We start from the raw sequence: 12,168 nt of genomic DNA on the forward strand, positions 1-12,168 counted from the left end.
CTTCCTTTGTACTCACCCTCTCGGGCTTTCCTCCGGGCGCTTCCCTTCGGTCTTGCTTTGTTTTGCTTCGTTCTTGCGTTTCCGACTCTATCAGATCGTTTCCGGTCCGATTTTCCTCGGTGCTTTCCAGGTTTCCGCTTTCGCATTTCCCTTTCCGGCGATTCCGACTCTATCAGACTCTTTCGTGTCTGATTCCCGTGTCGGCGGGATTCGTCTTCTGGCCTTGAGCGCTTTTCGTCTCGCGGCCTTTCGACGTTCACTACGTTAGTCGATTCCCTCCGGGACTCATAATCGAGTTCCGGAGTTCGAATTCAGGCATGCAGGCACGCCAAAATCGCCCCCGCCGAGGGGAAGTCGTAGGTAGTGGGTTGGCCACTTCCGGCTGCTGGCTGAACGCCGTACCCGGTTCAAGCGGCTCGGGCTACATTACGGACCCCCCAAGGACGCGTCAAGTTGAGCGACGGCGTGGCGTATGGGCCCGATAAGGGCTCACCGTCGGGTCGTTGGCGATCCAGAAGCGCCACGGGTGGACGCCCCCGTCGCCGGACACTCCGGTGCGGGGACCGCTGCGTACCTGGTCGGAGCGGACGGGGGTACCCGTAAGGAGGGACAGCGGGGCGCCCTCCGGGGCACAGGTGTCGGTGCCGTCGAGGGACCGGTCCACGCCCAGGGCCGTGGCGAGGCGTGCAGGCCCTTTGGCCAGTTCCTTGTCGTTCCGGGCCGAGATTCGACGTTTGCGCGCGAGTTCGGCGCCCTCGGTGACCTCGCCGGCCCGCAGCAGGACCGCGCTGGCCTTGCCCTCCGGACCGCACACCAGGTTCATGCAGTGCCACATGCCGTAGGTGAAGTAGACGTACACGTGGCCGGGCGGACCGAACATCACGTCGTTGCGGGCCGTGCGGCCGCGATAGGCGTGGGAGCCGGGGTCGTTCGGGCCGTCGTATGCCTCGACCTCCGTGAGGCGGAGCTCGATCGGACCGTCCGGGGTGGTGCGTACGAGGATGCGCCCCAGGAGATCCGGGGCTACCTCCAGTACGGGGCGGTCAAAGAAGTCCCGACTGAGGGGCGTACGGTCAGGGGCCGCGATCATGACGTACGAGCCTAGTCCAGATGGGTGCGTGCGCACGGGGTGGTCAGGGGGCGTCCTCCTTGGAAGGGTGAGGGCGCGGAACCGGCGGCGGTCGGATCGCGTTTGTAGGGATCAAGGAATCCAGACAGACACAGGACGGAACAGGCGTTGCCTGGGGAGGAAGTGACATGGGGTTCAAGCGGCTGCTTGCGAGCCTGGGGGCCGGTGGGGCTTCGGTCGAGACGGTACTGACGGAGGTCAACACCGTTCCGGGCGGCGTCGTCCAGGGTGAGGTGCGGATCCAGGGCGGGTCCGTGGCCCAGGCGATCGAGGGTCTGTCGGTCGGTCTGCAGGCCAAGGTCGAGGTCGAGGGCCACGACGACCAGGAGTACAAGCAGGACATCGAGTTCACGAAGCTGCGGCTCGGCGGGGCCTTCGAACTGCAGGCGGGCGCGGTGCACGCGGTGCCGTTCGGTCTGGAGATCCCCTGGGAGACGCCGATCACCACGATCGACGGGCAGAGCCTGCGCGGGATGCACATCGGTGTGACCACGGAGCTGGAGATCGCGCGCGCCGTGGACTCCGGTGACCTGGACCCGATCAACGTGCACCCGCTGCCGGCGCAGCAGGCGATCCTGAACGCCTTCATCCAGCTGGGCTTCCGCTTCAAGAACGCGGACATGGAGCGCGGCCACATCCGGGGTACGCGGCAGAAGCTGCCGTTCTACCAGGAGATCGAGTTCTTCCCGCCGTCGCAGTACCGCGGGCTCAACCAGGTGGAGCTGAGCTTCGTCGCGGACGACCGCGAGATGGACGTCATCCTGGAGATGGACAAGAAGCCGGGCCTCTTCACCGAGGGCAGCGACTCGTACCGGTCCTTCCAGGTGGGTCTGCACGACTACCAGGGCACGGACTGGGCCGCGTACCTGAACCAGTGGCTGTCGGAGGTCGGCAGCAAGCGCAGCTGGTTCTAGGCTCGACCTGGAATCGTCACCACCGATCAGGAGGTACCGAGGTGACCGAGCTCAAGCGGCCGCCGCTCCCCCACGACTTCCATCCGCCCGTGCCGTCCTTCACGGTCACGAGCGAGGACGTCGAGCCGGGTGCGACGCTGAAGGACGCTCAGGTCTACGCGGCCGGGAACATCTCGCCGCAGCTGCGCTGGGAGGGCTTCCCGCCGGAGACCAAGAGTTTCGCCGTGACGTGCTTCGATCCGGACGCCCCTACGGGGAGCGGATTCTGGCACTGGGTCGTGTTCGACATCCCGGTCTCGGTCACCGAGCTGCCAACGGGTGCGGGCACCGGGAAGTTCGAGGGGCTGCCCGAGGGCGCGGTGCAGGTGCGCAACGACTACGGGTCCAAGGACTTCGGTGGCGCCGCGCCGCCGCCGGGAGATCCGGCCCACCGGTATGTGTTCACGGTGTACGCCGTGGATCAGGAGAAGCTCGGTCCCGACGCGGACGTGTCGCCCGCCGTGGTGGGCTTCAATCTGCGGTTCCACACGCTGGCGCGCGCCCAGCTGATCGGTGAGTACGCGGCTCCCGCGTAAGACTGACGTTCACTGAACGTTTGCCCGCCTCTGGTCTTGGAAGTGATCAGGGGCGGGCATTTTTTATTGCGTTGTCCATCTCGGCGCGCCCGGCCAGAGTTGATCCAAGCCCGCCAGGGGGTGGGCCGGTGCACGGAGGAGGTGGGCTGGATGCGGGACACGCTGGTACTGAACGCGAGCTTTGAGCCGCTGTCGACGGTGACGTTGAACCGAGCCGTCGTTCTGGTGCTGCAGGACAAGGCCGTCGTCGAGCAGGCCCACCCCGAACTCCGTATGCGCGGAGCCGCGCTGGACATACCCGTGCCCCGGGTGATCAGGCTGTGCAGGTATGTACGGGTGCCTTTCCGAAGACAAGCACCGTGGTCGAGGCGCGGTGTCCTGGTTCGGGACCGGCACAGGTGCGCGTACTGCGGAAGGCGGGCGACGACCGTCGACCACGTGGTGCCGCGCGCGCAGGGCGGCCAGGACTCCTGGCTGAACACGGTCGCGTCCTGTGCGGAGGACAACCACCGCAAGGCGGCCCGTACGCCGGAGCAGGCGGGTATGCCGCTGCTGCGGCAGCCGTTCGAGCCGACGCCCGCGGACGCGATGCTGCTGACGCTCGGCCGGGACGACCTCGACGCGCTGCCGGAGTGGCTGGCGCAGCCCGCGGCCTAGTCCGTACGACGATGGGGCCCACCTTCTGCCGGAAGGTGGGCCCCATCGTCGTACGGCGTCAGTCGGTGACGGACGGCTTCTCGCGGCGCTCCGCGCCACCACCGTTGCCCGAACCGCCGCCCATCGGGCCGAAGTTGCCCATGGCGCCGCTCAGGCCCTTGAGGGCGTCGCCGATCTCGCTGGGCACGATCCAGAGCTTGTTGGCGTCGCCCTCAGCGATCTTGGGGAGCATCTGGAGGTACTGGTAGGCGAGCAGCTTCTGGTCCGCGTCGCCGGCGTGGATGGACTCGAAGACCGTACGGATGGCCTGGGCCTCGCCCTCGGCGCGCAGGGCGGCGGCCTTGGCCTCACCTTCGGCGCGCAGGATCGCGGACTGCTTCTCACCTTCGGCGGTGAGGATCTGCGACTGGCGGATACCTTCGGCCGTGAGGATCGCGGCGCGCTTGTCACGGTCGGCGCGCATCTGCTTCTCCATCGAGTCCTGGATGGAGGTGGGCGGCTCGATCGCCTTGAGCTCGACGCGGTTGACGCGGATGCCCCACTTGCCGGTGGCCTCGTCGAGGACGCCGCGCAGGGCCGCGTTGATCTCCTCGCGGGAGGTGAGGGTCCGCTCCAGGTCCATGCCACCGATGATGTTGCGGAGCGTGGTGACGGTGAGCTGCTCGATCGCCTGGATGTAGCTCGCGACCTCGTACGTCGCCGCGCGGGCGTCGGTCACCTGGTAGTAGATGACCGTGTCGATGTTGACCACCAGGTTGTCCTGGGTGATCACCGGCTGCGGCGGGAACGGGACGACCTGTTCGCGCAGGTCGATGCGGTTGCGGATCGAGTCGATGAACGGGACGACGATGTTCAGTCCGGCGTTCAGGGTTCGTGTGTAGCGGCCGAACCGCTCGACGATGGCGGCGCTGGCCTGTGGAATGACCTGGATGGTCTTGATCAGGGCGATGAAGACCAACACCACCAGAATGACCAGGACGATGATGATGGGTCCCATCGTTGCTCCCCGTACCCTTCTCCGCCTCGGTGTTTCGAGAAGATCTTATGGTTGTTGAAGATCTTGCTGGACGAGTCTGACAGACCGTCGCCTGCCGCGTGGGGCGTTCGGTTCACTTGCGTCGTGCGAGGTCACATGACGATCGCCGTGGCTCCGTCGATATCCACGACGTCCACTTCCTGGCCTACCTCGTAGGCCTGTCCGGCGTCGAGGGCGCGCGCCGACCAGATCTCTCCTCCGAGCTTGATCCGGCCACCGGCCGAACCGTCGACCCGCTCCAGGACGACGGCCTGTTTCCCCTTCAATGCCTCGATGCCGGTGGCTAGTTGGGGCCGCTGGGCGCGGTGCCTGGCCGCGATGGGGCGTACGACGGCGATGAGTGCGACGGAGACGACGGCGAAGACGAGAACCTGGAGTACGACATCGCCGCCGATTCCCGCGACGACCGCGGCGGCGACCGCGCCCACGGCGAGCATTCCGAACTCCGGCATCGCGGTCACCACGAGCGGGATGCCGAGCCCGACCGCGCCGACGAGCCACCACACCCACGCGTTGATGTCGTTCACATGGTCATGGTAGGTCCGCGGGTCCTGCCTCGGACAGGGCGCAGATCGGGTTTGGAACAGGCTTCTTACCGGGTGCTTCGCAGCGGTCAGGACAGCGGCAGGCCCTGGGCGGTCCAGCGCTCGCCGACCTGCTCGACGACGAGCGGGAGGCCGAAGCAGAGGGAGAGGTTGCGCGAGGTGAGTTCGAGCTCCAGCGGGCCCGCGGCGAGCACCTTGCCCTGACGGATCATCAGGACGTGGGTGAAGCCGGGGGCGATCTCCTCGACGTGGTGGGTGACCATGATCATGGAGGGGGCGATCGGGTCGCGGGCGAGGCGGCCGAGGCGGCGTACGAGGTCCTCGCGGCCGCCGAGGTCGAGGCCCGCGGCGGGCTCGTCGAGCAGGAGCAGCTCGGGGTCGGTCATCAGGGCGCGGGCGATCAGGGTGCGCTTGCGCTCGCCCTCGGAGAGTGTGCCGAACTTGCGGTCCAGGTAGTCGCTCATGCCGAGGCGGTCGAGGAAGGCGCGGGCGCGCTTCTCGTCGATGTCCTCGTAGTCCTCGTGCCAGCCGGCGGTCATGCCGTAGGCGGCGGTCAGCACGGTCTGCAGGACGGTCTGGCGCTTGGGGAGCTTCTCGGCCATGGCGATGCCGGCCATGCCGATGCGCGGGCGCAGCTCGAAGACGTCGACCTTGCCGAGGGTCTCGCCGAGGATGGTGGCGGTGCCCTGGCTGGGGTAGAGGTAGCTGGAGGCGACGTTCAGAAGGGTCGTTTTTCCGGCGCCGTTGGGGCCGAGGATGACCCAGCGCTCCCCCTCCTTGACCGACCAGGAGACCTGGTCCACCAGAGCCCGGCCCTCGCGGACCACGGATACGTCCTCCAGCTCCAGTACATCGCTCATGAGCGCGCTGTCTCCCATTGCAGTCTCGGCTGTCGCTTGCGTCTGTGGACGCAGCCCCCAGGCAAACCTACGCCACCGGTCGGTCGCTCCATTCCATCGGCCGGTCCTTAGGGTGGGGGCATGCTCTCGGAACCACGCTCAGGACGGTTGGCCGCATGGGGAAACGCCCTTTTGGCCGGACTTGTTTCGCCGGATGACGCGGTGCTCGCCATAGTCGGTGAGGACGCGGTGCACCGGGTCGAGGGGCTGCCGGGCGAATCGGGGCCCGTCGGGCTCACGCTCGCCCTCGGCCGGCTGCGCGCGCTCGGGGTGACCGGGCTGCGGGTGGCGCTGCCCGCGCCGGGGCATCCGCTCGGGCTGAGCGGGCCGCCGGACTTCAACGCGCGCGCCCTCGACGCGGAGGAGGCCGTCGTCTGCCATGGCGCGGCGCTCGGGCTCGTCCCCGAGGTGTACGAGGCCGGGCCCGACGGCGACATGCACGTCGAGGTCGTCTGGCACTGCCTCGCCGTACGGGAGGCGCCGCCCGCCGATGTGCCGTCCCTCGGCGAGGCCGAGCGGGAGCTGGCGGAGGCGCTGCGCGACGCGACGGAGGTGTTGTCACGGCTCGATGTGGCCGGGTCGGGGCCGGTCGCCGAGGCCGCGATCGACGCGTACCGGGCTCGGGCCGAGCGGGGGCGGGAGGTGCTCGCTCCCGGGTATCCGCCGCGTGCCGTGCGCGTGCTGGAGCTTGCCCAGCGGGTGGGGCTGCTGGTCTCCGTGGCGTACGAGAACGGGCACGGCGGGGCCGTGAGCGCCTCGGAAATCGCCGCGAGGTCGCATGCGCTGCGGCCGGTGGAACGGACGGCTCGGCGGGCCCAGGTCGCCGCGTACAACGCGTTTGTGGAGGAGCGGGAGCGGGGGGTTGGCTGAGCGGCGGTGTTCTGTCGCCCGGGGTCGGTGCGGGGCTCGGAGCGGGGGCATTGGCAGTAGGGTTCTTCGCCCCCGCCGCCCCTACCCTTCCGTCCCCGGGGGCTCCGCCCCCAGACCCTCCGTATCGCGCTGACGCGCTCGTCCTCAAACGCCGGACGGGCTAAAAGATCTCCGGGTAAGGGCTCGACAACCTGACCGGCCCCCCAGGGGCACCTGGGAGGCCGGTGGTCATGATGAATCCGGTACGGACCTCAGTGGTTGATGCCGAGGTTGCCGAAGGCCGGGTTCAGAACGCCGATGACGTTCACGCTGTTGCCGACCGCGTTCACCGGGACGTGAACCGGGGCCTGGATGAGGTTGCCCGAGACGACGCCCGGGGAGCCCTCGGCCTGGCCGCCCGCGCAGGCGCCGTCGGTGGCGGAAGCCATACCGGCACCGGCGGCAACCAGGCCACCGGCCACCATCGCGACAGCAGTGGCCTTCTTCAGGTTCTTCACTTCTAAACCCCTCCTAGCGATCACTGCGGCAATCGCCGCAGCACGCACTGGAGAACGGCCGGGATCCACGGAGGATGCGCCATCCGGGGGACATACACACGACGGTATGAATCTCATCCCGGAGGGGAACCCTCCGAATTGCCGCCCGGTCGGACGCCCTCGACCGCGTCCGAGGAGTGCGCCGGACCACGGAACCGCTGGTGATCAGCCCGCCATCCCATGCCGTACGGCCCAGAGCGCGGCCTGGGTCCGGTCGGCGAGGTCGAGCTTCATCAGAATGTTCGAAACATGCGTCTTGACGGTCTTTTCGGAGAGGACCAGGGCGCGGGCGATCTCGCGGTTGGAGCGGCCGTCCGCGATCAGGCCGAGCACCTCCCGCTCCCGCTCGGTGAGCGAACTACCCCTCCCCTGACCCGAGTTGACCTCCTCCTGGGACAGCAGGACGCCCGCGACCTCGGGCTGCAGCAGGATGTGCCCGGCGTACACGGAGCGGATGGCGCCCGCGAGCGCGTCGGGGTCCACGTCCTTGTACACATAGCCGGCGGCGCCCGCGCGCAGGGCCGGGACGACCGTGCGCTGCTCGGTGAAGCTGGTGACGATCAACACGCGTGCGGGGTTGGCGAGTTCGCGGAGCTTGCGCAACGCGTCGATGCCGTCCATGCCCGGCATCTTGACGTCCATGAGGACGACGTCGGGCTTCAACTCCTCGGCGCGGGCGACCCCTTCGGCGCCGTCGGACGCCTCTCCCACGACCTCGATGTCGTCCTGTACTTCGAGGAAGGTGCGCAGGCCCCGGCGGACCACTTGGTGGTCGTCGACCAGCAGCACCTTGATTGCGTCAGCCACCAGGGACCTCCATCTCGATCGTGGTGCCCTTTCCGGGCGCCGATTCCACCGTGAGTGTGCCGCCGACCCCGCTCGCCCGGTCACGCATGGACACCAGGCCGAGGTGGCGTCCGGCGCTGCGTATCGCGGTGGGCTCGAAGCCGCTGCCGTCGTCGGTGACCCGCAGGACGGCGCCCGGTCCGTGCTTCTCCAGGGTGACGTCGACCCGGGCCGCTCCGGAGTGGCGCAGCGCGTTGTGCAAGGCCTCCTGGGCGACGCGCAGCATGGCCTCCTCCTGGGCGGCGGGCAGCGCCCGCACACCGCGGCTGGTGAAGGTGACGCGCGCGGAGTGGGCGCGGTCGAGGACCTGGATCTGGGTGCGCAGGGTGGCGACCAGGCCGTCCTCGTCGAGGGCGGCGGGGCGCAACTCGATGACGGCGGCGCGCAGTTCGTCGGTGGCCTCCGCGGCGAGCGCGGCCACCTGATGGAGTTCGCCCTTGGCGCGCGAGGGGTCGCGGTCGACGAGGGCGGCGGCGGCCTGCACGGTGAGGCGCAGGGAGAACAGCTTCTGGCTGACCGCGTCGTGGAGTTCATGGGCGAGCCGGGAGCGCTCCTCGGCGATGGTCAGCTCGCGGCTGCGCTCGTAGAGGCGGGCGTTGGTCAGGGCGATCGCCGCGTGCTGGGCGAGGATCGTGAGGAGCTCCTCGTCGTCCTCGGTGAAGCCGCAACCGCCTTCCGGCTTCGTACAGTTCTTGTTCGCCAGGAACAGCGCGCCGATCACCTCGTCGCCATCGCGGATCGGCAGGCCCAGGAAGTCGGACATGTCGGGGTGGGCGGCGGGCCAGCCCTCGAAGCGGGGGTCCTTGCGTACGTCGGCGAGGCGCTCGGGGCGGGCCTCGTGCAGCATGGCGGCGAGGATGCCGTGCTGGCGCGGGAGCGGGCCGATGGCCTTCCACTGCGCGTCGCTGACGCCGTCGACGACGAACTGGGCGAAGCCGCCGTGGTCGTCAGGGACGCCGAGCGCCGCGTACTGCGCGTCGAGCAGCTCGCGGGCCGAGGCGACGATCGTCTTGAGGACGTCGCGCACCTCGAGGTGCCTGCTCATGGCCAGCAGCGCGGAGCTCACCGCGTACAGGCCGGACCGGGGGCCTTGACTCATGACCCCAAAGTACCGGCGAGGTGTGACAGTGCGTATCCGACCCGTGGTGGCCGCTGCCTAGGCCGGTGGGCCTAGGGCAAAGGGCCCCGGATCATTGCGGCCCGCGTACGAGGCGGCGGGGGCGGTCCGGTTCCTACGTTGAAGACACCCGCCGGGTTCGGCGGTCATGGGACGAGGGGATGGACGTCATGCCGGTAGCGATCATCACGGGGGCTTCGAAGGGGCTGGGGCGGGCGCTCGGCGCGGCGCTGGCGGAGCGCGGCTGGGATCTGGTGGTGGACGCCAGGACCGCGGGGGTGCTGGAGGGGACGGCGGCGGCGCTGTCGGCGTACGGGACGCGCGTGGAGGCCCTGCCGGGGGACGTCACGGACGCCGGGCACCGCGCCGACCTGGTGGCGGCGGCCCGGAAGCTCGGCGGCGTCGATCTTCTGGTGAACAACGCGAGCGCGCTGGGCGCCGAACCGCTCGTACGGCTGGCGGACCTCACTCTGGACGGGCTGCGGGGGGCCCTCGAGGTCAACGTGGTCGCCGCGCTGGGTCTGATCCAGGAGGCGCTGCCGCTGCTGCGGGCCGCCGAGGCGGGCACGGTCATCGACATCAGCTCGGACGCGGCCGCCGAGGCGTACGAGACGTGGGGCGGCTACGGGGCGTCGAAAGCGGCGCTCGACCACCTCTCGGCGGTGCTCGGCAAGGAGGAGCCCGGACTGCGGGCCTGGGCCGTCGACCCCGGCGACATGGGCACGGACCTGTATGCGGCGGCCGTACCGGACGACGACGATCCGCGGCCCGCACCGGACAGCGTGGTTCCGGCCTTTCTGCGGCTGCTCGACGAGCGGCCTGCCAGTGGTCGGTACGCGGCGCCGGCCCTGTTGGAGGTGCGATGACGACCGCCGTGCGCGTTCCGGAGGAGCTGTCGGCGCGGGTGCCGGCCGAGCAGCGCGGGCCCGGGCGGGACCGGGACTCCGTACGGCTGCTCGTCTCGCGCGGTACAGAGGTCTCGCATCACGAGTTCGCGGAGCTGCCCCGGCAGCTGAAGGCGGGGGACCTTCTCATCGTCAACACCTCCCCCACACTGGCCGCCGCCGTCGACGGAATCGTCGGGCACGCGCGCGTGGTGGTGCATTTCTCGACCCGGGGCGATGACGGGCGGTGGGCGGTCGAGCTGCGGGATCCCGATGGCAGGGGTACCACGCGTGCGCGGGCGGGCGGGCCCGCGGGGACAGAGGTGCGCCTCCCCGGGGACGTACGACTCGTCCTGGAGGAGCCGCTGACGTCACGGAGTCCGCGGCTGTGGTGGGGGCGGGTGTCGGATCCGGACGTCCTGGGGCTGCTGCGGCGGTACGGGCGTCCTATTCGTTACTCCTATACAGAGAGGGACCAGCCGCTGTCCGTGTATCAGACGGTGTTCGCGTTGCCGTCCGCGGACGGCGCGGGCAGCGCGGAGATGCCGAGTGCGGCGCGCCCCTTCACTCCGCGCCTGGTGGCGCAGCTGGTGAGCCGGGGTGTGCAGTTCGCGCCGGTCACGCTGCACACGGGGGTCGCGTCGGCGGAGGCGCACGAGCCCCCGTATCCGGAGCGATTCGAGGTACCGGAGGCGTCGGCGCGGCTGATCAACGCGGTCAAGGGGAATCAAACAAGGCGCGAAGCGCTTCGTTGGAAGCGTGACGGTGGGAGACGGGCGGGCGGGCGGATCGTCGCGGTCGGTACGACGGCCGTGCGGGCCGCCGAGTCCGCGGCGGGCGCCGATGGGGTGGTCCGGGCGGCGAAGGGCTGGACCGATCTCGTGGTGACTCCGGAGCGCGGGGTACGGGTGATCGACGGGCTGCTGACCGGGCTGCACGAACCGGAGGCGTCGCATCTGCTGATGCTGGAGGCGATCGCGGGAGGGGCGGCGATCGACCGCAGCTACGGCGAGGCACTGAGCGGGCTCTACCTGTGGCACGAGTTCGGGGACGCGCACCTCATACTTCCGGACCAGGACCCTCACTCTGAGCATTGCTCCAGCAACTGCCGGTGAGACCGGGATGCAACCCATGTGAGCCCGCACATAGGACGCACATCACGTACGAAGGTGCATAGGAGATAAAGCGGACGTCGTGAGCGGGGCAGGCGTGACAGTCTGTCCCGTTTTGCCCTTCCTGGGTCCACTATCCGGCTTCGTACGTCACACCTTTGCCACCACATTTTGCGGCCGCTAAGAATGGCCTCCGTCGCTCAACGCCGCGGGTTTCACCCGGCGGCGTTTGTCCGGAAACACTTTGTCCCCCACCGGACCGAGAGCGACCTCCGCGCTATTCGAAGAGGTCCATCAGTCATGTCCAAGAACATCAACACTCCTGGTCATAGTCCCAAGCTGACCAAGACCCACAAGCTTTCGCTCGCCGGTGTCGCGGCCCTCGGTGCGGCCGCCCTCGCGTTCTCCGTGGTGCCGGCCAACACCGGGACCACCACGACCGACGCTGCCGTCTCCTCGGCTCCGGTCGCCTACAGCGAGCAGCAGATCCAGGACGTGAAGGCCAGCATCACCGACCAGCTGGCCGGCGCCGACCTGAAGGCCCAGGCCATCGCGGCGAAGAAGAAGGCCGCCGACGAGGCCGCCGCCGCAGCCAAGAAGAAGGCTGCCGACGCGGCCGCCGCCGCGAAGAAGAAGGCCGCTGAGGCGCGTGCCAAGGAGCAGGCCGCGAGCCGCTCCGCGCAGCGCATCACCGTCCAGACGGTCGCCGCGAAGACGTACGCCAACAACCTCGACGGCTGGATCCGCCAGTCCCTCGACATCATGGCGAAGCACGGCATCCCGGGTACGTACAACGGGCTGTACCGCAACATCATGCGCGAGTCCTCGGGCAACCCGAACGCCATCAACGGCTGGGACATCAACGCCATCAACGGCATCCCGTCGAAGGGCCTGCTCCAGGTCATCCAGCCGACCTTCAACGCGTACCACGTGGCCGGCACCTCGTGGAACATCTACAACCCGGTCGCCAACATCACGGCCGCCGCCAACTACGCGGCCGACAAGTACGGCTCGATGGACAACGTCAACAGCGCGTACTGAGCCCTGG

14 protein-coding genes are annotated in these 12,168 nt (G+C 69.1%); 7 read left to right on the forward strand and 7 right to left on the reverse strand.

Annotated features, from left to right (window positions below; all coding sequences use genetic code 11):
• Positions 1-448: 448 nt before the first annotated feature.
• The gene (locus tag ACZ4WS_RS27890; protein WP_467984539.1) at positions 449-1,090 is read right to left on the reverse strand and encodes a DNA-3-methyladenine glycosylase; all 642 of its coding nucleotides are present in this window, start codon (positions 1,088-1,090) and stop codon (positions 449-451) included.
• 167 nt (positions 1,091-1,257) lie between these two features.
• Here ACZ4WS_RS27890 and ACZ4WS_RS27895 point away from each other — a divergent pair, with 167 nt between their 5' ends.
• The 3 genes from ACZ4WS_RS27895 to ACZ4WS_RS27905 all read left to right on the forward strand — a co-directional run bounded on the left by ACZ4WS_RS27895 (position 1,258) and on the right by ACZ4WS_RS27905 (position 3,275).
• Positions 1,258-2,043, forward strand: a complete 786-nt coding sequence (locus ACZ4WS_RS27895; protein WP_467984540.1) for a sporulation protein — start codon at positions 1,258-1,260, stop codon at positions 2,041-2,043.
• Positions 2,044-2,084: 41 nt separating this feature from the next.
• On the forward strand, positions 2,085-2,618 hold the full coding sequence (locus ACZ4WS_RS27900) for a YbhB/YbcL family Raf kinase inhibitor-like protein (RefSeq protein WP_467984542.1): 534 nt from the start codon (positions 2,085-2,087) through the stop codon (positions 2,616-2,618).
• 150 nt (positions 2,619-2,768) lie between these two features.
• The gene (locus ACZ4WS_RS27905) at positions 2,769-3,275 is read left to right on the forward strand and encodes an HNH endonuclease (protein ID WP_467984544.1); all 507 of its coding nucleotides are present in this window, start codon (positions 2,769-2,771) and stop codon (positions 3,273-3,275) included.
• A gap of 58 nt (positions 3,276-3,333) precedes the next feature.
• Here the strand turns inward: ACZ4WS_RS27905 and ACZ4WS_RS27910 are convergent, their stop codons facing one another.
• From ACZ4WS_RS27910 to ACZ4WS_RS27920, 3 genes are all read right to left on the reverse strand, one after another.
• On the reverse strand, positions 3,334-4,272 hold the full coding sequence (locus tag ACZ4WS_RS27910; protein WP_467984546.1) for an SPFH domain-containing protein: 939 nt from the start codon (positions 4,270-4,272) through the stop codon (positions 3,334-3,336).
• 131 nt (positions 4,273-4,403) lie between these two features.
• Entirely contained in the window at positions 4,404-4,838 is a 435-nt protein-coding gene (locus tag ACZ4WS_RS27915; RefSeq protein WP_467984548.1) for an NfeD family protein, read from the reverse strand.
• 86 nt (positions 4,839-4,924) lie between these two features.
• Positions 4,925-5,716 (reverse strand): ABC transporter ATP-binding protein, encoded by a 792-nt coding sequence (locus ACZ4WS_RS27920; RefSeq protein ID WP_467984550.1) that lies wholly within the window; start codon positions 5,714-5,716, stop codon positions 4,925-4,927.
• 120 nt (positions 5,717-5,836) lie between these two features.
• Between ACZ4WS_RS27920 and ACZ4WS_RS27925 the strand changes: the two genes are divergently transcribed.
• On the forward strand, positions 5,837-6,625 hold the full coding sequence (locus ACZ4WS_RS27925) for a hypothetical protein (RefSeq protein WP_467984551.1): 789 nt from the start codon (positions 5,837-5,839) through the stop codon (positions 6,623-6,625).
• Positions 6,626-6,876: 251 nt separating this feature from the next.
• Here the strand turns inward: ACZ4WS_RS27925 and ACZ4WS_RS27930 are convergent, their stop codons facing one another.
• The 3 genes from ACZ4WS_RS27930 to ACZ4WS_RS27940 all read right to left on the reverse strand — a co-directional run bounded on the left by ACZ4WS_RS27930 (position 6,877) and on the right by ACZ4WS_RS27940 (position 9,106).
• The gene (locus tag ACZ4WS_RS27930) at positions 6,877-7,122 is read right to left on the reverse strand and encodes a chaplin (protein WP_467984553.1); all 246 of its coding nucleotides are present in this window, start codon (positions 7,120-7,122) and stop codon (positions 6,877-6,879) included.
• A gap of 204 nt (positions 7,123-7,326) precedes the next feature.
• Positions 7,327-7,968 carry a response regulator gene (locus ACZ4WS_RS27935; protein WP_467984555.1) on the reverse strand — a complete coding sequence of 214 codons (642 nt, stop codon included), beginning with the start codon at positions 7,966-7,968 and terminating at the stop codon, positions 7,327-7,329.
• A complete protein-coding gene (locus ACZ4WS_RS27940; protein WP_467984557.1) occupies positions 7,961-9,106 on the reverse strand; it encodes a GAF domain-containing sensor histidine kinase in 1,146 nt (381 codons plus the stop codon). Before ACZ4WS_RS27940 ends, ACZ4WS_RS27935 begins: the two co-directional genes overlap by 8 nt.
• Positions 9,107-9,294: 188 nt before the next feature.
• Here ACZ4WS_RS27940 and ACZ4WS_RS27945 point away from each other — a divergent pair, with 188 nt between their 5' ends.
• From ACZ4WS_RS27945 to ACZ4WS_RS27955, 3 genes are all read left to right on the forward strand, one after another.
• Positions 9,295-9,990 (forward strand): SDR family NAD(P)-dependent oxidoreductase, encoded by a 696-nt coding sequence (locus ACZ4WS_RS27945; RefSeq protein ID WP_467984558.1) that lies wholly within the window; start codon positions 9,295-9,297, stop codon positions 9,988-9,990.
• The gene (locus ACZ4WS_RS27950) at positions 9,987-11,123 is read left to right on the forward strand and encodes an S-adenosylmethionine:tRNA ribosyltransferase-isomerase (RefSeq protein ID WP_467984559.1); all 1,137 of its coding nucleotides are present in this window, start codon (positions 9,987-9,989) and stop codon (positions 11,121-11,123) included. Before ACZ4WS_RS27945 ends, ACZ4WS_RS27950 begins: the two co-directional genes overlap by 4 nt.
• Before the next feature lie 297 nt (positions 11,124-11,420).
• The gene (locus ACZ4WS_RS27955; protein ID WP_467984561.1) at positions 11,421-12,161 is read left to right on the forward strand and encodes a transglycosylase SLT domain-containing protein; all 741 of its coding nucleotides are present in this window, start codon (positions 11,421-11,423) and stop codon (positions 12,159-12,161) included.
• The last annotated feature ends 7 nt before the right edge of the window (positions 12,162-12,168 follow it).

The organism is Streptomyces sp. NPDC029292, from assembly GCF_055569295.1.